This is a genomic window from Vibrio sp. 1978 (assembly GCF_033344345.1).
On the sequence record NZ_JAWPOP010000004.1, the window covers coordinates 282,056 to 299,842 of the forward strand.

The following is a 17,787-nucleotide window of genomic DNA, read 5'->3' on the forward strand; positions in this document are numbered from 1 at the left end:
ATGAAAAAGCAGTAAAGATGAGTCGCCACGTTAACATCTATCGGAGTGATTTATCTACTGCCCTTTCCTAAAGTTTGAAGAAACATAACTTTGTATTTTCAATGCGCTAAATAATGTCTATTTTTCAATCACATAATGCGACCGTTATGAATACAACAATAAGACGTCATATCAATACTCGCCATTAGCGATTGAATTTGCACTAAAAAGCCGCAGCAATTTCTCGCTGCGGCTTCTTATTCACTTAACAAGTAGAGTGGCGTTATTCGTGCCCTACTGTTTTGGATAATAAATTTACGATCAACACACCAGCGATGATAAACCCAACACCAACTAGGGCTGGTAAGTCTAGACGCTGTCCGTAAACAAAGTAACCAACCGTCGCAACCAAAACGATCCCAGCACCACTCCATATGGCATAAACAACCCCAACAGGCATTGTTTGCACTGTGACGGAAAGCAAGAAGAAAGCGATGCCGTAACCAATCAAAACGACTGTGCTCGGCATTACTTTCGTAAATTGCTCTGTTTTGGGAATATAAGAAGTGGCAATCACTTCACATACAATCGCTATCGACAGCGCCAACATTGGTGGCATAGAGACAAGCATTTTGAACATAAGGCATTAACGCTCAACAGAAATGTAACCGACAACATGTCCGGATAATTAGGCCGCGCATTATACCCAACTCATCTCACGATGGAATACCACTAACGATGTTTACACACCATCACTTTCGCTTACTTTTTGATGACCAGGTGAAAGGCTGACGTTTTGGTGCTGACGAGAAATTTCAAAGTAGATATGCATATCAATCGGCTCAGGTGTATTGAGTAGCATCTTACCTACTTCACGTTGGAAATGACCATAATTACCTAGCTCATCCGTTAGTTCTAGGAGCTCGTAAGAGGCTTCATCGGCAAACATTCCATACGCATACTGATAATGACTGATATCCTTGCTCTTATCATAACCCAGCTTTTGAAGAGCTTGATCAATCTCTTCCGGCGTATAAATGTCTTTATCACCAAACGAATGCAGTAGCACGCAAGGAACTTCTTGAGCGATGCCCTGAATCTTTGTCTTTCTCTTGAAAATACCGAACATAATGTCCTCCACTGACGATGTTTCCAAATATGCACATTAATGCAAAATGGTGAGCTGATTGTTTTTAGTATGGCTCATTAATTTGAGACTTCCTTACTACGAAGTCACCTTCACATATTAACGTGATCGCATAATTACCAGCAAATAGTACACACTGCGTTTCAAACCTATCTCATCAGAAACTCTGCTTTAGTCACAATTGTGTGACAACCCCGAGTACGGTTTACCATAATGTAAAGAGTAGATTGAAAAGTCGGATTTCGTATCGACATCTAAACTTAATTAAGTTAGCTTTAGAAGTATAGACGTCTAGATTGACTATACTTAGGGAGAGAAAGTCGTGCCAATTAGAATTCCAGATCAATTACCAGCTACCGATGTATTAAGGACAGAAAACATCTTCGTGATGAGTGAAACGCGTGCAGCGAGTCAGGAAATACGTCCTTTAAGAGTGCTGATCCTTAATCTGATGCCAAAAAAAATAGAGACTGAAACTCAGTTTCTGCGTCTACTCTCAAACAGCCCACTACAGGTTAACGTCGAATTACTGCGCATTGATAACCGCCCGAGTAAAAATACGCCAACTGAACATTTAGACACGTTTTATCGCCAATTTGAAATGGTGCGAGATAAAAACTTCGATGGCATGATCATTACTGGGGCTCCATTAGGTTTGGTGCAATTTGAAGATGTCATTTATTGGGATCATCTCAAAACCATCATGGAGTGGGCAAAAGATCATGTGACATCCACTCTTTATGTTTGCTGGGCTGCGCAAGCAGGGTTAAAGCTACTCTACGATCTACCTAAAAAAACGCGTAAAGAAAAACTTTCAGGCGTGTATCATCATCAAATCCATCATCAGTTTCACCCTATCTTACGCGGATTTGATGACACGTTTTTGGCTCCTCACTCGCGTTACGCAGATTTTTCGCCTCACTTTCTAGAAGAGCATACTGACTTAGACATTTTAGCGACATCGGATGTCGCAGGTGTGTACTTGGCCACCACAAAAGACAAACGCAATGTCTTTGTCACAGGACACCCTGAGTATGATTCTCACACCTTACATAATGAATATATCCGAGATTTAAGCGAAGGTATGGAGCCCGCTATTCCTGTCAACTATTACCCAAACAACAACCCAGATAACCCACCAATTGCAAGCTGGAGAAGCCATGGACACCTCCTCTTTTTAAACTGGCTGAACTACTGTGTTTATCAGCAAACACCGTACGATCTCGATCACTTCAGTGAAGATGCTTTCACTAAAGACGATTAGCTTCAAAATAAGCAAACAAAGCACTCATCATTACCGAAATGTAATATGTGAACCAAGCCGCCATATGGCGGCTTTTTCATAACAGTTTGCAAACCTGATCGCATAGTGTTTTTTCCTCAATAGGTTTTTGCTAAGTAATTCATATCATGCAGAAAGATTCAGGGATGTAGGGATAAAGAATGAAAACAGCAAAGCTCGGTGCACTAATATTATTGTCTCAGTTTGCACTCGTGGGTTGCGTGACGGTGAAAGAAGATGGAAGCCCTGTCGTTAAAGCCGATCCTGTGGCAATGGCAGAATCACGTATCGCACTTGGCTTAGGTTATTTAGACGGCGGTAACATGATTCGCGCGCATGATAACTTACAACAAGCCTTAAACCACGCACCTCAATACTATCGCGCGCAATTATCTATGGCTCACTACTACGAAACGGTTGGTGAAGATATTAAAGCCGAACAGATGTATAAACGCTCTCTACGCCAACACACTAAAAACGGAAATGTGCTCAATAACTACGGTACTTTTCTTTGCAAGCGAGGTGACTTCGAAAAAGCCGATCAGATGTTTAATCGAGCCATTGAGCAGCCTTATTACTACCTTATTCCAGCAAGCTATGAGAATGCAGCTTTTTGTGCGCTAAAATCACAAGATAAAGACAAAGCGAGATACTACTTTACTAGAGCTATCGATCATGACCCTCATAGACCAAAATCGATTTTGCAACTCGCTAAAATAGAAATTGATAGCGGTGATTATACTGAAGCTAGAATTCGATTAATGAGATTCAATCAAATGTATGGCGTGAAGAAGCCCTCTTTGCAACTCATGATTCAACTTGAACGTGCAGCAGGCAATGAAGCTCTCGAGAAAAAGTATCAAAAACAATTGGAAAAATTTTCTTAGTACAAAATAGCGATACATAAGGCGCATTAGCTCACAGCCAATACAGCGCTTGACCAAGAATCCAGTGAATTCAGACTCACGGTGATACATTCATCCTGTACATAAACGTCAAATTCGGTACTATTTGAACGGAATAAGTGACCAAGTCACATTATAAAAAGTGCGCACACAACGAAATTTGTACATCATACTGTTTTTAAGATTGATTTCGGCACATTGATAAATACTAAATATTACTGACATGCACCAGAAGGAAGTTGAAGCCGGATGAAACCTGCCTGCACTCTGTTATTACTCACTTTGCTGAGTTCACCTTTTGTTGTCAGTGCACAAGAAAATATTGAGAAAACATTCACATTTGGCATTGTGTCCAATAAAGCCCAAAGCAAAATCAAAAAAGCGACGCCCCTTACTCAGTATGTAACTGAAAATATGACTGAATATGGTTACGCAAAAGGGGTGGTAAAGGTATTTAAAAATTATCGTCAGCTCGCGGTTGCGCTTGAAAATGGCACCGTTCAAATTGCAACGGCGACCCCCTTTAATGCGATGACCTTAGAAAAGGAGTCTAATAGCCAAGTTCTTGCTATACGATGGAAAAAAGGCCTGCAAAAATATCATACGGTGTTCTTTACTAATAAAGAGAGTGGCATTGAGTCACTTTCTGACCTGCGCGGAAAAACGCTTGTTTTCGAAAAGCGCACGTCTACCAGCAGCTATTACCTACCTGCGATTACATTGCTGAATCACGGAGAAAAACTGCAATACCTTCCCTCTCCTGATGACAAACCGGCCAAAGACAGTATTGGTTATTTATTCCTTGATGAGCAACTCGCTCAGTCAAATGAAATCAACCTATCTGTATGGGTATATAAACAGAGAGTTGCAGCAGGAGCATTCAGTAACTTCAACTGGAACAATCCCAAAGATTTGCCAGAAAACATGAAAGACAAACTAGCGATTTTTTCTCGTTCTGTTGAAATACCCAGGGATTTAATTCTCGCTTCTCCAAGCATGAGCCTAGAGCAACAGCGTAAAATCACGTCCATACTGCTTGATATGGATACAACTCACGAAGGCTCTCTCGCACTTAAAAAGTTTCAGAACACCAAAAAATTCAGCGCGCTTACTCCAGAAATGCGAGCCTCCTTAAGTACAGTGCGCAAGTCAGTTCACTTATTACCGAAGGTGGATTGATGTTTCAAAAGCTCTCACTCGAAACCAAATACATTTGCTCGACAATGTTCGTTGTCTTGTTTGTTGTGGTGATAAATCTTGCGTTATACATGCACGGTTACGATGCGTATTCAAATAGCTTAACTCAACAAATCACGAACAACTCTCAAGAAAAAACAGAATCTTACGTTAAGCAAAAAGGGTTGGTTTATGCAGAGCTATTATCAAAACAGCTTTTTGATCCACTCTATACAGACAATATCAGTCAAGCGTATGAGCAAATTAAGGCAACATTGAGCCAGCCAGATGTCTCGAAAATACATGTTGTTGACAATGAAGGGCTAATCTTTCACGACGGCACTACTCAGCTAAGGATGTTTGCCCAACCTCATTACCGCTCTCCTTTTATTTTGAAAGCAATAGAAGAATCTAGAACTCTCGTTTCCTTTTCCAAGCATCAGTTGGAGATCGCAGCGCCGATTCAGCAATCAAACATTACTCTTGGGGCGGTGTATCTTGAGCTTAACTTGATACACCTACTGGAAGAGAAAGAACAGAACATTGAACAAGTCCAAGCGATTACCTCAAACGATAAACAGAAGATGTTTAACTTGCTGCTAACGATCAGTGGGATATCCGTTCTATTCGGTAGCATCATCGCTTATGCTTTGGGGCGGTCGTTAACTAAGCCACTCAAGCAACTAAAAGATCAATTTTCAGAGTCAAATACCCAAGCGCTGCCAGTCACCGACATACAAAGCAAAGATGAAGTGGGAGAACTTATTTCAGCGTACAACAAAATGTCAAACAAAGTGAACCGATACACCAGCCGAGTTGAGTTCATGGCATACCACGATATTCTGACTTCCCTGCCAAACCGAGAAAAGTTACTCATTGATATTCAAACGCAAATAACTGACCACAAATCCCCCTCACTCGCGGTTGTGTTTATTGACTTGGATGACTTTAAGCACATTAACGATAACTATGGACATAACATTGGGGATAAATTGCTAGGCCATCTTGCCTCAGAGCTTCAAGGCCGTTTGCCGAGTTATTTTAAGCCGCTTTACCGCCTTTCTACCATCGTAAGTCGAGTAGGTGCGGATGAATTTGTACTGGCCTTTCCGTGCTCGGACAATCATGAAGCTAGAGAAAAAGCGAACGATATTCATCGCCAACTACTCTCTCCCTTTAGTTTGGAAGAGAACGATATTCAAATTACGGCAAGCCTCGGAATTGCCGTGTATCCAGAATTTGGTTCAAACGCTGAGTCTCTTTTACAGCTTTCCTCTCTTGCGGCGCAGGAATCTAAAAGACGCGGTAAAGACATTATGACGATATACGATTCCACGTTTGATGAAACGATTAAACAACGTTTATACATAGAACGAGAACTGCGTCGTTCAGTACGTGACTTGTCTCAATTCGAGCTGTGGTATCAACCACAATTTGATCTAAAAACCTATCGCCTAATTGGGGTCGAAGCATTGGTTAGGTGGAATCATCCCGAGAAAGGTTATATCAGTCCAGAATCGTTTATCCCGATCGCAGAACAAAGTGATTTAATATTGGAGCTTGGAGAACATATCATTGAGACGGCAGTTGCTCAGCGGGCAATGTGGGCAGAACATTTCGGTACTGATTTTCACATCGCACTAAACTTGTCCCCAAGACAAATCTATCGCCAAGATTTAAGTCAATTATTTTCTAAGTATTTACGACGACATGATGTCGCCCCTCAAACCATTCATGTTGAAGTGACAGAGTCACTTTTTATTGATGATACAGAGAAAGCTCAATATGTGCTTAAAAAACTACAAAGTATCGGAGTGGAAGTTTGGCTAGATGACTTTGGTACGGGGTATTCAGCCCTTGCCTACCTACAACATATGGCTTTTGACGGGCTCAAGATTGATCGTTCATTTATCGCTCAAATCCGAAAAAGCGATCAAGACGATTCATTAGTTCGCGCGATTGTATCCATGGCTCACAACCTAAGAATGAAAGTAGTAGCCGAAGGCGTAGAAACTCAAACTCAACTCACACGAATGGAGTCTCTCCACTGTGACATCGTACAAGGTTTTTTCTTAGGTAGACCTGTACCTGCCGAGGAATTGATTGCATTTGAATACCAACGAGGGAGTGGCGCTCAAAACGTCAATCACTTTGCTTAGAACGCCGTTTTGTTAACTATTGCCGCTTAGCGCGTTAGTACTCGTAATGCAATATCGGTCACACTTCCCCCACCTCATTAATATGAATTTTCTCTTAAAATCTAACATCTGAGATAAATAAACTACACTTTTCATATCAACTTCTTGGATATGGAAATGCGCGTGGTAGGAACCTTTCCTTGGAACAACCTGTCGGTAAAACAAAAGCTATTTGGGTTGGTTTTGCTGCCAATTTTATTGTTGCTTGTCCTCGCGGGTAAACATGTACAAAGCCTTTCTATCCAGGCTCAGGAACTACAAAAAGCACAGTTATTCTCTGTCTACATAGACCGCGTATCTTCGCTTTATCACCTACCGAATAACCCTGATGTAATAGATAAGCAACTAAAAACTCAGCAGATATCTCAATTGTTACGCGACACCGCTGCACCAGTATTCGGTGAAAACGCTGAGATACTAAACCAGTTGACAAGCTTTGAGGAAGCAACCCTCTCGATGCTCTCTTCGCAAAATCAAGAAGAAAAGTTAGATGCGGCAGAGTGGCGCGCTGATACGTTCAAAGAAATCCTCATGAGCTTAGACAAAGTCTATTTTAGAAATGTGAGTTATGAAACAAACACTCACCTTTCTTCTTTGATGCAACTTGAATGGTTGATGTTTTGGTCCACTGAAGAGCATAGATTAAGCGAATATTTGATTCGATCTTCAGAGGAAAATAACGAGTACGACCTCACAACACAGGCTTCTATCCAATCTTTAATCCAGAACCAACAACTATTTCTAGAGCGTTTTGTGACGCTAAATGCCAATCAACAACAAGTAGATCTGCTCATTGAGACGTTTACGGGTGAAGTCTTTATCAAAAGCCAAGAGTTTCGTGCTTATTTATTGCAACCAGCTCAACTCAAATCATTAACCCCGGATGAGATTGATGCGGGGTTATCTGCACTCAACAAACGCTTATCGTTATTACAAAGTGTTGACGACAAAATGGAACAACAGCTGAGTGATGATATATCAAAGACAATCAACACGACGACACAGCACCGCTTTACCTTTATCGCAATGATGAGCCTTTTAACGCTGTTGGTCGTAAGTTTAACGCTAAGATTGGTGCGAAAAGTTACTGGAAACTTGAATCTAGTCCTCAAATTTCTCAGTAACGAAAGCAATGAACAAAGTAACACTGAAAATTCACCTCTTGCTCAACTAATAAAGGGTAAAGACGAGCTGAGTAAGTTTGCTCGAGAGGTAAAAAAGCTTAGTGATGAGCGGATGTTGTCCAGACTAAAGCTCACACAAGCTAAAGAAGATGCAGAACAAGCAAAAGATGATGCAATTAAGGCGAGTAAAGCCAAAAGTAGCTTTTTGGCCAACATGTCCCACGAGATCCGCACGCCGCTAAATGGCGTTATTGGTATCTCTGAAGTCTTATCCGATACTTCCCTGACTGCCACACAACGCGATTACGTCGACACGATTGAAACCTCCTCCCAACTGCTTTTGAGTTTAATTAATGACGTTCTAGACTTCTCAAAAATTGAATCTGGGATGTTGCTCATTAGCCCACATTCAACTTGTGTTCGAGAGTCTATCTATGACATTGCTTCTATCATTTCACCGAAAGCAAAGGAAAAAGGCATCGATGTGCAAGTCAACATTAGCCGTAACACGCCTTACCACGTAATGTTGGATGACCATCGTATACGCCAAGTTGTCATGAACTTCATGTCTAACGCGGTAAAATTTACCGAACAAGGCAGTGTTGAGCTATCGGTCATCACCCGCGAAATAAAAAATGGTGAAGCGGTCATCGAGTTTTCCGTTAAAGATTCTGGGATTGGTATTGATGCCCAGCAGCAAAAGAAAATATTTGCTCCATTTGCCCAAGAGGATAACTCTACTACCCGACAATTTGGGGGAACTGGACTTGGGCTTGCCATTAGCACGCAATTAGTTGAGCTAATGGGTGGAGAAATTCAACTTGAATCCGAGAAAGGTAAAGGCAGTCGCTTCTTCTTTGAACTAACTGCTCCTGTTGTGACGCAAGAGTTTAACGCTTATCACGCTCTGAATCACAACGATATATGGATTGTATGCAGCAGTACTCAACTAGAACAAAAACTGCGTAACGAGTTAAGTTTTTTCAACATCAATATAACGCAGTCAGTAGATACCTTAAGTGCGTTGCCAACGTGGATTGATAACGAGCGCGTTATCGTTATTCATGTAGAAGCATCACCAAATGCAGCGGCGATGCATATCGATGAGATAGAAAGCCTTTGTAAACGAAACATTCGTGTCTGCCTTATCAAGCACCTTCATAGCCCACAATTCGACTTTAGAAACAGTATCAGCGCCTTGGTCACTCAGCCACTACTAGGGCAGCGCTTAATTAAAGCACTTGAAAGTTGTGCGGCAAATTTCTCGCACGCACAACAAGAGAGCACTTCAGCGCAACATGTTAAATCTCTGCCGAAAATTTTGGTCGTTGATGACAATACGGTCAATCAAAAAATCGCGGGGCTACACGTCACAAAAGCTGGCTTCGACTTTGATGTCGCTGTAAACGGACAAGAAGCGGTTGAGAAATTTCAACAGAATCAATACAGCCTAATTTTAATGGACTGCATGATGCCCGTAATGGATGGATTTGAAGCCACCCAAATAATTCGTCAAATAGAAGTAAAAGAAAAACGCGCTTTCAGAATTCCGATTATTGCTCTAACGGCAAGTGTGGTCGATGACGATATACAAAAATGCTTTGACGTTGGAATGGATGACTATGTGCCCAAACCGTTTAAAGCAGGGTTGCTTAAAGAGAAGTTAGATAAGGCAATTGGGTTACGTGTTTCCAACACGACGCCTGCTGAACCACACCAAGAGAACACCACCCCCGATAAAACTCATGAACTACCTGCAAGTTCTGAGCAACCAGAAGCAACGGTAACGCCTATTCGCTCCGAACGTATCTTGCTTGTCGAAGACAATAGAGTGAACCAGAAAGTGGCTTCTCTATTGCTATCTAAAGCAGGCTATCAATTCGAAGTCGCTGAAAACGGACAAATTGCAGTCGAGATGTTCCAAAAAGATGGAAAGTTTGATGTTATTTTGATGGATTGCATGATGCCCATAATGGATGGGTTTGAAGCTTCTAGGCAAATTAGAGCTTATGAAGCGAGTAAAGGATTAGCTAAGACGCCCATTATCGCATTAACAGCAAGCGTCGTAGATGATGACATTCAACGCTGCTTTGATTCAGGAATGGATGCCTACGTACCAAAGCCTGTGCGCAAAGAAAAACTGTTGTATCAAATTGAACAAGCAATGTAGGTGGATTCTATGAGTAGAAATCATTCTCGCGTTGCTTTTCCTTTGCGTTACATAAAACGCTATCTGTTTATTCTGATTGTCCTTCTTTCATTAAATTGCCAAGCTCTCGCTGCAGAGAGCTACGCCGTTTTCTCATTTAATGACGAATTCTCTCCGCTCACTGTCAATAAAGCGCGAAAGTTGTACAGAGGGAAGACGCAACTTTTACAAGGCCAGCGAATTGAACTCTCTGACTGGCCTGCGACATCAACAGAAAGAGCTGAGTTCTATCGTTATCTTCTCAACAAAAATTTAGCGCAAATGAACGCGCATTGGGCAAGCTTGTCTTTTTCAGGTAAAGCTAGACCGCCAAAAGTGATTGCACGCTCCAGCATTGATGACCTCATAGCATGGATGCAAGAGAAGCCGAATAGAATTGGTTATGCCCCAACATCGAGCGTCCCTAGTAATGCTCATGTTTTATGTGTGGTTAGCTCGGAGAATTGATATGAAAAAATATTTAACCATGTTATCGCTGAGTATCGCGACCTTTCCGAGCTCAGCCACGATTGAACTAACAGAACAACTTTCTTTAAGTGGTTTTGGCTCTACTTCGTGGGCAAAATCCGATAACCCAACTACGTTACTAGTTAACCGCTTTATTGGCGATGAATCTTGTTTCGATTGCGATACCACTTTCGGCATGCAGCTCGATTATTTTCACAAGGCATTTCGGGCATCCGCACAAGTCGTAAAGCGCCCGCAAGACCATTGGAGCTCGCCTCAGCTCGAGTGGGCGTATTTGGCTTATACCTATCAAAACATAGAAATACGAGGAGGACGCTTAAGACTGCCACTGTTTTTGATGTCTGAGTACAACTATGTCGGCCACGCTTTTACCCAAGCCCGCCCACCGAATGAGGTATATGACAGCATTCTAGGTATCACGGCTTATAACGGCCTATCTGCACGCTGGATTCATGACCTCAATGAGCAAGTCGTACTTACCGCCATGCCGTTTGTCGGGTTTAAAGACAATAGTGACGTAACCATCAATGAACGTACTGAATTGGAAATTGAGTCAAACAACACTGCAGGGATGAACTTAACGCTAAGCGGAGAGAGTTATCGTTGGAATTTTTCCTACCTCCACGGCGATTATGATCAAACAACGACGCTCTCTAACATTGAGCAGTCCACTCCCGGTGGCGGAACCACAATCATTGACCGTCTAGTTGAAACAGAAAAAAACAACACGATCGATCTGTTCTCTCTAGGGTTAAGATACGAGCTCGATAACATTGTGATTATGGCAGAAGGACAGACCAGCAATCTTTCCTCATCTTGGTACGCGACAACAAGTTATAATGTAAACAAGCTGACTCCTTATATTGTTTACGGTCAGCAGTTTAATAGTCGGGATAAAAAAAGTGGAGACAGTTTCTTACTCGGGTTGAGATATGACCTAGATTACAACGTTTCCCTGAATGCAGAATGGCAAAGGTTCAACGCCTACAATAATAGCTCTGGCGCGTTTTCATCAGCCCCAAAGGATGACAGTGCGAGCCTTTATACGCTAATGCTCAACTTCGTTTTTTAATGTTTCTTACAGTACCAATTTCCACAACACTGGGGGCTGTTGTATTAAGAAGGCTTTTTGCAACACGTAACTAAACGCTAAACGACTGGAAGGGATAGAATCGATCAGATAGGTAAGTGGCAATCCAAACAGAGACAAAGGTTACTCTATTTCGGTTTGTTTTGATTGCCTTTTAACCGCTTTTCTTTGCGTCGCAGTGCCCGGAAAAACTTTGACTCTTCGTGGTACCAACCAAGGACACTAATTGGGAAGCCCACGAGCATCATAATAAAAACATCCGCAGGGAGTTGTTCCCAAATGTCGCTTAAAGAATGCAGCTCTCCAAAAATGAACAAACCGATGACTTTACCAAGCAGTAATGCACAACAAATCATAAAGAAGGACTTTAATATATAGTGCCATTTGCCTTTTTTACGCTCTTCTCTCCAATAGGCATATTTATATTGTCGGTCGTACATTCATCCCCCTAAAGTAAACTTGCCGTAAGTTTAAGTATCTCGATAGCGTAAAGTGCGTTGGCACCTCTTTAATCATAGTGCGTATCTAAAGTGAATGCTTGTCGTGGCAATAAGAAGGTGAGGTATTCTGTAGTAAGAGCTACATAATCTCTGAACGTTATATGTCTTGTGTAATTCGGATGATGCGTGATTTTGCTTATCGCTAGTGTTTTCTGAACACCCAAATCGGGCCGATGAGTAGAAACTGTAAATCCTCAAAAAACGACGGTTTTTTACCTTCAATCTTGTGACCGATAAATTGCAATATCCACAATACACCAAACAAGAGCATAGAAATATGCAGAACGGGCAACATCAATACCTCTAGAGACCAAATAAGGCCAATGCACGCTAATGTGTAGCCGATCATCATCATGAATACGCTCAGAGACAAACGAAAATAGAAAACCCAAGTGGGGATCACCGCTACCCAAACCCAATTAAGTTCGAAGCCTAATAATGAAATCTGGGGAATCGACCAAATAAGTCCAACCACAGAAAGGTAAATACCTGGAACTGCGATTGTGTGAATCTTTTGGTTGATAGGGTTTTGGTGACTCTCCCCGTATTCTTTTAGCCATTCAGATAATGCTCGCATATCATTCCCCTTTTCCACCTTCTTATTCTTATATAGCCCGAGGATGAAAAAGGTGCGAATTTTTCCGTAAAGGCTACGAGCAACGAGCGACAAAACAACAGAGGCCAGTGCGTTGCCGATTACTCACCAAGCAACGCTCGTTGTGCTTTCGGCAGCTTGGCAACGACAAGAGCATAAGAGCGTTCACACAAGTCTTGAATCAACCCATCCTCGACATCACCGTTAAAATAAACCGTTATCCAATGACGCTTATTTAAGTGATAACCCGGGATAATATCCGTAAACTGCGACGTTAAGACTTCTCCATCTTCTGGTTTTACTTTTACGCTGACATACTCCCGACCGTTTCTCTCTGCAATGATGGCAAACATCTTGCCTTTGATTTTGTATACAAGCGCTTCAGGCCCAAATGGGAAATCGCTTTCTGCACACATGAAGGTACTTAAGTATTGTTCTAGTTCTTTGCTTTTCATATCCCCTGCCTCCTTCTGCGTTCTCATTCAAATTGTGGCAATAGCAATTTTAACGCCTGGTTAACCTGCTCTTTTTCATTGCCTTCTAAACCATGCAATAACGATTGCTGAACGTCTACATGCTCCAAAATTAGCTTGTCAATTAAGGTTAAGCCTTGCCCTGTTAGTTCAACGGTGACGCTACGTCGGTCTTCTTTACTATGGGTTCTGGTGATAAACCCTTTCTTCTCTAGTTTATCTAAGCGATTAGTCATCGCACCCGAAGTGAGCATCATCGACTCTATTAACGCTGAGGGAGTAAGACAATATGGTGAACCAGCTCGACGCAGTGTCGCTAACACATCAAATTCACCCATTTTCAGATCGTACTTCTTATGTAGCTCGGCGACCCTAGATTCCATGTGTTTTGCAATTCGCATTAGTCGACCCATTATTGCCATCGGTTCAGTGTCGAGGTCTGGCTTCTCCCTAGCCCACTGCTCTACCACTCTATCAATTGCATCCATTATTTCTCTCCAAACATCATATATTTTTTATTTTAACATAAAGATACTTTACAAAAAGCCACCTTACCGATATCGTTACATTTAATTATCTCTACATAAAGATATTTAACATGAACATTTTACTTGCGATGATTCCTGCCTTTTTTTGGGGGACGACTTACGCTGTTACTCAGTTTACTCTACCGGATTGGCCTCCCGTTTTACTTGGCGCTCTAAGGGCACTGCCTGCGGGTCTTTTGTTGCTGGCAATAAAGCCGTCGTTTCCGAAAAGAAGTGAGTGGAAGGTGCTGCTTGTTTTAGGAACCATCAACATCGCTTGCTTCTTTGGTCTCATTTTTGTCATGGCGTTGACGCTTCCTTCTGCCATCTCTGGTGTTGGTATGGTTTCGGTCCCCGTTTTTGCGATGCTGTTTGGTTGGGCGGTCTACAAACGCCAGCCTAGTGGCATCCAAGCTATAAGCGGCGCAACTTTGATTGCTTTAGCTTGGTTCTTATTTGATCCTAGCTCTATTTCTCTCGACCCCGTGGGATTACTTGCGATGATCTCCGCCATTATGTGCATCGTGATAGGAAGTAGCGTAACAAAGTCACTAGGTACAAAAATGCACTGGTGGACAGTGTTAACATGGCAGCTCATTTTGGGTGGCGTGATTATGTCTATCGCAACAAGTGTGCTGGCGATAAACAATCCAGAGCCATATGTTACTGTCGTTCAGGACGTATCCATGACGAATATTCTAGGGTTACTTTGGGTAATTATTCTGAACACCGCATTAGGGTATGGCATGTATGTATGGTTATTACAGCGGATGTCGGTCGTAGATTTTACCTTTGGTGGTATTGCAAACCCAGTCGCAGGCATTGTTTCGGGCCTACTGCTATTGGGGGAAACGTTCACTCCTCTGCAATACAGCTTAATGCTAGGAATGATCGTAATGTCATTACTACCTCAGCTCATTACGTCAATCAAAACGAAAAGAGCCGCGCTAACCTAGGAAACTGGCACCTTTAAAGCGGGATGTTATGACGTTATGGCTGTTAAGCGCTTGCAAGGTTAGTCAGGGGCTCTGGTTTAGCGTAAACATAACCTTGAATAAGGTAAATCGCATGCTGAGCCAGATATTCGACTTGAGCCTGGCTCTCTACACCTTCTGCAATCATCTCACATTCCGCTTTGTTCGCTGCAGACACAATTGAGTCCAGCACTTTCAACTTTTGATCGTCAGATCCTATTGGATCAATGAACATCTTATCCACTTTTACACACCGGATGCCCAAATCTTGTAGGTAAGAAAAGCCACCATATCCGGTACCAAAATCGTCAATTTTGAACTTGTAGCCTTTATTCGTTAAATACAAAATCTCTTTTTTCGCGGCCTCAGTGTCTTTTACTGGTATTCTCTCGGTCAACTCAAAATGAATTCTATTCGAGATTGGCCAATTTAACTCCGACAGCAACTTCGTTAATACGCCTGACTCTAAATGGGAGGAAACAATATTGATGCTGACCCACGTATGCTCGGGCAAGTCACTTAAGTCTTGTATGATTTTACGAATGAGCTGATTGGTCATCGGGATAATCAGGCCACTTTCTTCTGCAGCACCAATAAACATATTTGGTGGCACCATTCCATCACGTCGCGACCATCGAATCAGAGCTTCATATCCTACTGTCTTACCATCGCGACTATCGACAATCGCCTGGTAGTAAGGAATAAATTCTGTATTACTAATCCCATTTTCAATTAGACCTGTAATGGATTTTCTCAAGCTTTTACCAGATATGTATGCAAAGGCAGTCACAAGACCAGCAAGCACACTTACAAGACCGCCCCACAAAAGTACTCTTTCCTGAGCATAATGTTTAAGTTTTTCACCGCTGTATATCTTTATGAGCATGTTGGCTTGAGAATCTCCTGAAAAGAAAAACTCTTTTGACAGTGCGTTTTCTTCTCCTGCAATATTCGCTTTGCCACGGCTTATCGTTAAATCACCAAATATTGGTTCATCATACTTAAACTCTACAAATAGGCAGTCTTTGCAAGGCGTTTTTATTACCTCGTTAACCCAACTGTTATCAAGTACCCAGAAGACTTCAACGTGTTCATTATCATAAATGACCATCCACTCTATTTGGTCATTCTGTTGCGGCAAAATAAGTGATGCGAAAAAGTTTTCATCCATCTGAAATCGTTCACTACTAGATGGGCGAGACACTTCACTACCAACCGTGGAACACGTTTTTCCGCCTTCTGTGGTCATCGCAATAAAACGAATGTAACGGTTATAAAAACGTGGGTCGCGTAAAGTTCTTACATCACTATCACTACAAGTAAAATCTAACTGAGCAATCTGCTTCACTATTGCTCCGTCCAAATAGGCAGACCTTTGATTTAAATAATCTACGTAAGCATCTATTTTCGACGCTTTTACCGAGTTGACGTAAAAGTTGGTTATCGAATGAAAGGCCACTACAAATATGGCGATGGGAACTAAGCCGAGTAAAATGGCATACCTTGTATTCTTTGTTATCAAAGTTCGTCCTGCTAATCTGTCAAGCAACCTAAGTGGGATATGAATACTATCTCATTTTTATAGTCCAAAAAGTGAGGAATGACGCTCAATAAAATTATAGACTCAAGTGGCTTTCAGATGTCGGGATTTAGAATGTGAGCACCAAACCACATTCGAGGAGAACAAAGTAGCGACTAAGTGGAAAGTAAGAACGAGCCCAATTGTTAAGTCATCCGTAATAAAAGTGACGACTTGGAGCTTGAGCAATACTTTTTAGATAGGCAGCAGATACGCTAAAAAACAAAAAGGAAACGATTGATACCAACCGCTTCCTTGATTTGTTATTGCTATTTAAAAGCGCGTGAATTACGCCACTTCAAGAATCACTTTTTCCAACTTATCTAAACCTTCACTAAGCACTTCAGGCTCAATGGTTAGCGGCGGCAACAAGCGAATCACGTTCGCTTTTACCCCACAAGAAAGCAAAATCAGACCATTTTCTTGCGCTTTAGAAATCACCGCTTTGGTCATCTCTTGTAGCGGCTCACCCGTTTCAGGATCAGTAAATTCAATCGCCATCATCGCACCTGTAGTACGGATTTCACCGATAGCAGGCACTGACTGTTGCAGTTTTGTCATACGAGCATTGACCACTTCACCGATACCCATTGCTTTAGCACACAAGTCTTCTTCTTCGATAATTTTCAGTACTTCAAGACCAGCAACACAGCCAAGTGGCGAGCCCGCATAAGTGCCACCTAAACCACCAGGTAGTGCAGAATCCATCACATCCGCTTTCCCAACTACCGCTGAGATTGGGAAACCACCAGCAATGCCTTTCGCCATTGTCATTAGGTCAGGTTCAATGCCTAGGTATTCTGTTGCAAACATTTTACCGGTACGAGCAAAACCCGTTTGGATTTCATCGGCAATCAGCATAATACCGTGCTTATCACACAGCTGACGCAAGCCTTGTGCAAACGCTTCAGGTGCTTTGTAGAAGCCGCCCTCGCCTTGTACTGGCTCGAAGATGATCGCCGCAACGCGTGAAGGTTCAATATCGCACGCAAATAGGTCGTCGATCGCTTGTAAGCTTTGCTCAATGCTGATGCCGTGGAACGCATTTGGGTACGGCGCGTGGTAGATTTCATTCGGGAAAGGACCAAAACCTGCTTTGTACGGCGCTACTTTACCGGTTAACCCCATCGTCATATTTGTGCGACCGTGAAAGCCGCCTTTGAACGCTATCACGCCGCTACGACCAGTATGAGCGCGCGCTACTTTCACTGCGTTTTCGACCGCCTCGGCGCCAGTGGTTAGAAAGATCGCTTTCTTCTTAGTCTCACCCGGTGCAAGTTCTGTCAGCTTTTCAGCCAGCTCTACGAATGACGCGTATGGCGTAACCATCGCACACGTGTGTGAGAAATTGTCCAGCTGAGCTTTTACCGCTTCGCTAATGCGCTTGTGAGAATGCCCGGTGTTAGTTACCGCGATGCCCGCTGCAAAGTCGATGTATTTATTGCCTTCAATATCCCATACGTAAGCGTTTTCTGCTTTCTCGACGTAAAGTGGGTACAGTGCGCCCATACCTTGAGCGATAACTTGGCTTCTTCTTTCGTGTAGTTGTTGGTTTGTCATT

General features: G+C 42.4%; 16 protein-coding genes. 8 read left to right on the forward strand and 8 right to left on the reverse strand.

The genetic code is table 11. The features are described 5' to 3' along the window. Positions 1-262: 262 nt before the first annotated feature. Complete coding sequence (locus tag R8N49_RS06480; protein WP_175413481.1) at positions 263-598, reverse strand: DMT family transporter; 336 nt, start codon at positions 596-598, stop codon at positions 263-265. Between the two features lie 123 nt (positions 599-721). Then, positions 722-1,108, reverse strand: a complete 387-nt coding sequence (locus R8N49_RS06485; RefSeq protein WP_053303128.1) for a hypothetical protein — start codon at positions 1,106-1,108, stop codon at positions 722-724. Positions 1,109-1,448: 340 nt separating this feature from the next. Here R8N49_RS06485 and metA point away from each other — a divergent pair, with 340 nt between their 5' ends. From metA to R8N49_RS06520, 7 genes are all read left to right on the forward strand, one after another. After that, the gene (gene metA / locus R8N49_RS06490) at positions 1,449-2,390 is read left to right on the forward strand and encodes a homoserine O-acetyltransferase MetA (RefSeq protein ID WP_005377792.1); all 942 of its coding nucleotides are present in this window, start codon (positions 1,449-1,451) and stop codon (positions 2,388-2,390) included. A gap of 179 nt (positions 2,391-2,569) precedes the next feature. Continuing rightward, positions 2,570-3,295 carry a type IV pilus biogenesis/stability protein PilW gene (gene pilW / locus R8N49_RS06495; protein ID WP_017820928.1) on the forward strand — a complete coding sequence of 242 codons (726 nt, stop codon included), beginning with the start codon at positions 2,570-2,572 and terminating at the stop codon, positions 3,293-3,295. Between the two features lie 267 nt (positions 3,296-3,562). Continuing rightward, positions 3,563-4,492 carry a phosphate/phosphite/phosphonate ABC transporter substrate-binding protein gene (locus R8N49_RS06500; RefSeq protein ID WP_186584303.1) on the forward strand — a complete coding sequence of 310 codons (930 nt, stop codon included), beginning with the start codon at positions 3,563-3,565 and terminating at the stop codon, positions 4,490-4,492. Next, positions 4,492-6,648 carry a GGDEF domain-containing phosphodiesterase gene (locus R8N49_RS06505; protein WP_186584304.1) on the forward strand — a complete coding sequence of 719 codons (2,157 nt, stop codon included), beginning with the start codon at positions 4,492-4,494 and terminating at the stop codon, positions 6,646-6,648. Before R8N49_RS06500 ends, R8N49_RS06505 begins: the two co-directional genes overlap by 1 nt. A 156-nt stretch (positions 6,649-6,804) precedes the next feature. Then, positions 6,805-9,981, forward strand: coding sequence for a response regulator (locus R8N49_RS06510; protein WP_318189899.1), 3,177 nt, complete (start codon positions 6,805-6,807; stop codon positions 9,979-9,981). Between the two features lie 9 nt (positions 9,982-9,990). After that, the gene (locus R8N49_RS06515; RefSeq protein WP_025766726.1) at positions 9,991-10,467 is read left to right on the forward strand and encodes a hypothetical protein; all 477 of its coding nucleotides are present in this window, start codon (positions 9,991-9,993) and stop codon (positions 10,465-10,467) included. Position 10,468: 1 nt separating this feature from the next. Then, the gene (locus tag R8N49_RS06520) at positions 10,469-11,560 is read left to right on the forward strand and encodes a hypothetical protein (protein ID WP_025766727.1); all 1,092 of its coding nucleotides are present in this window, start codon (positions 10,469-10,471) and stop codon (positions 11,558-11,560) included. A 146-nt stretch (positions 11,561-11,706) separates the two neighbouring features. Here the strand turns inward: R8N49_RS06520 and R8N49_RS06525 are convergent, their stop codons facing one another. The 4 genes from R8N49_RS06525 to R8N49_RS06540 all read right to left on the reverse strand — a co-directional run bounded on the left by R8N49_RS06525 (position 11,707) and on the right by R8N49_RS06540 (position 13,634). Next, a complete protein-coding gene (locus R8N49_RS06525) occupies positions 11,707-12,018 on the reverse strand; it encodes a hypothetical protein (RefSeq protein ID WP_005377799.1) in 312 nt (103 codons plus the stop codon). A gap of 202 nt (positions 12,019-12,220) precedes the next feature. Then, positions 12,221-12,655 (reverse strand): DUF962 domain-containing protein, encoded by a 435-nt coding sequence (locus R8N49_RS06530; RefSeq protein ID WP_005377800.1) that lies wholly within the window; start codon positions 12,653-12,655, stop codon positions 12,221-12,223. Between the two features lie 119 nt (positions 12,656-12,774). After that, entirely contained in the window at positions 12,775-13,128 is a 354-nt protein-coding gene (locus R8N49_RS06535; RefSeq protein WP_017633985.1) for an MmcQ/YjbR family DNA-binding protein, read from the reverse strand. Positions 13,129-13,151: 23 nt separating this feature from the next. Continuing rightward, positions 13,152-13,634 carry a MarR family winged helix-turn-helix transcriptional regulator gene (locus R8N49_RS06540; protein ID WP_005377802.1) on the reverse strand — a complete coding sequence of 161 codons (483 nt, stop codon included), beginning with the start codon at positions 13,632-13,634 and terminating at the stop codon, positions 13,152-13,154. Between the two features lie 110 nt (positions 13,635-13,744). On the opposite strand from R8N49_RS06540, the gene R8N49_RS06545 reads away from it, so the two are divergent. Beyond that, entirely contained in the window at positions 13,745-14,629 is an 885-nt protein-coding gene (locus R8N49_RS06545; RefSeq protein WP_025766728.1) for a DMT family transporter, read from the forward strand. 43 nt (positions 14,630-14,672) lie between these two features. Here R8N49_RS06545 and R8N49_RS06550 read toward each other — a convergent pair whose 3' ends face one another. Together R8N49_RS06550 and gabT are read right to left on the reverse strand one after the other, a co-directional pair. After that, positions 14,673-15,995, reverse strand: a complete 1,323-nt coding sequence (locus R8N49_RS06550) for an EAL domain-containing protein (RefSeq protein WP_080276911.1) — start codon at positions 15,993-15,995, stop codon at positions 14,673-14,675. 519 nt (positions 15,996-16,514) lie between these two features. Next, the gene (gene gabT, locus R8N49_RS06555) at positions 16,515-17,786 is read right to left on the reverse strand and encodes a 4-aminobutyrate--2-oxoglutarate transaminase (protein WP_025766730.1); all 1,272 of its coding nucleotides are present in this window, start codon (positions 17,784-17,786) and stop codon (positions 16,515-16,517) included. Between the last annotated feature and the right edge of the window lies 1 nt (position 17,787).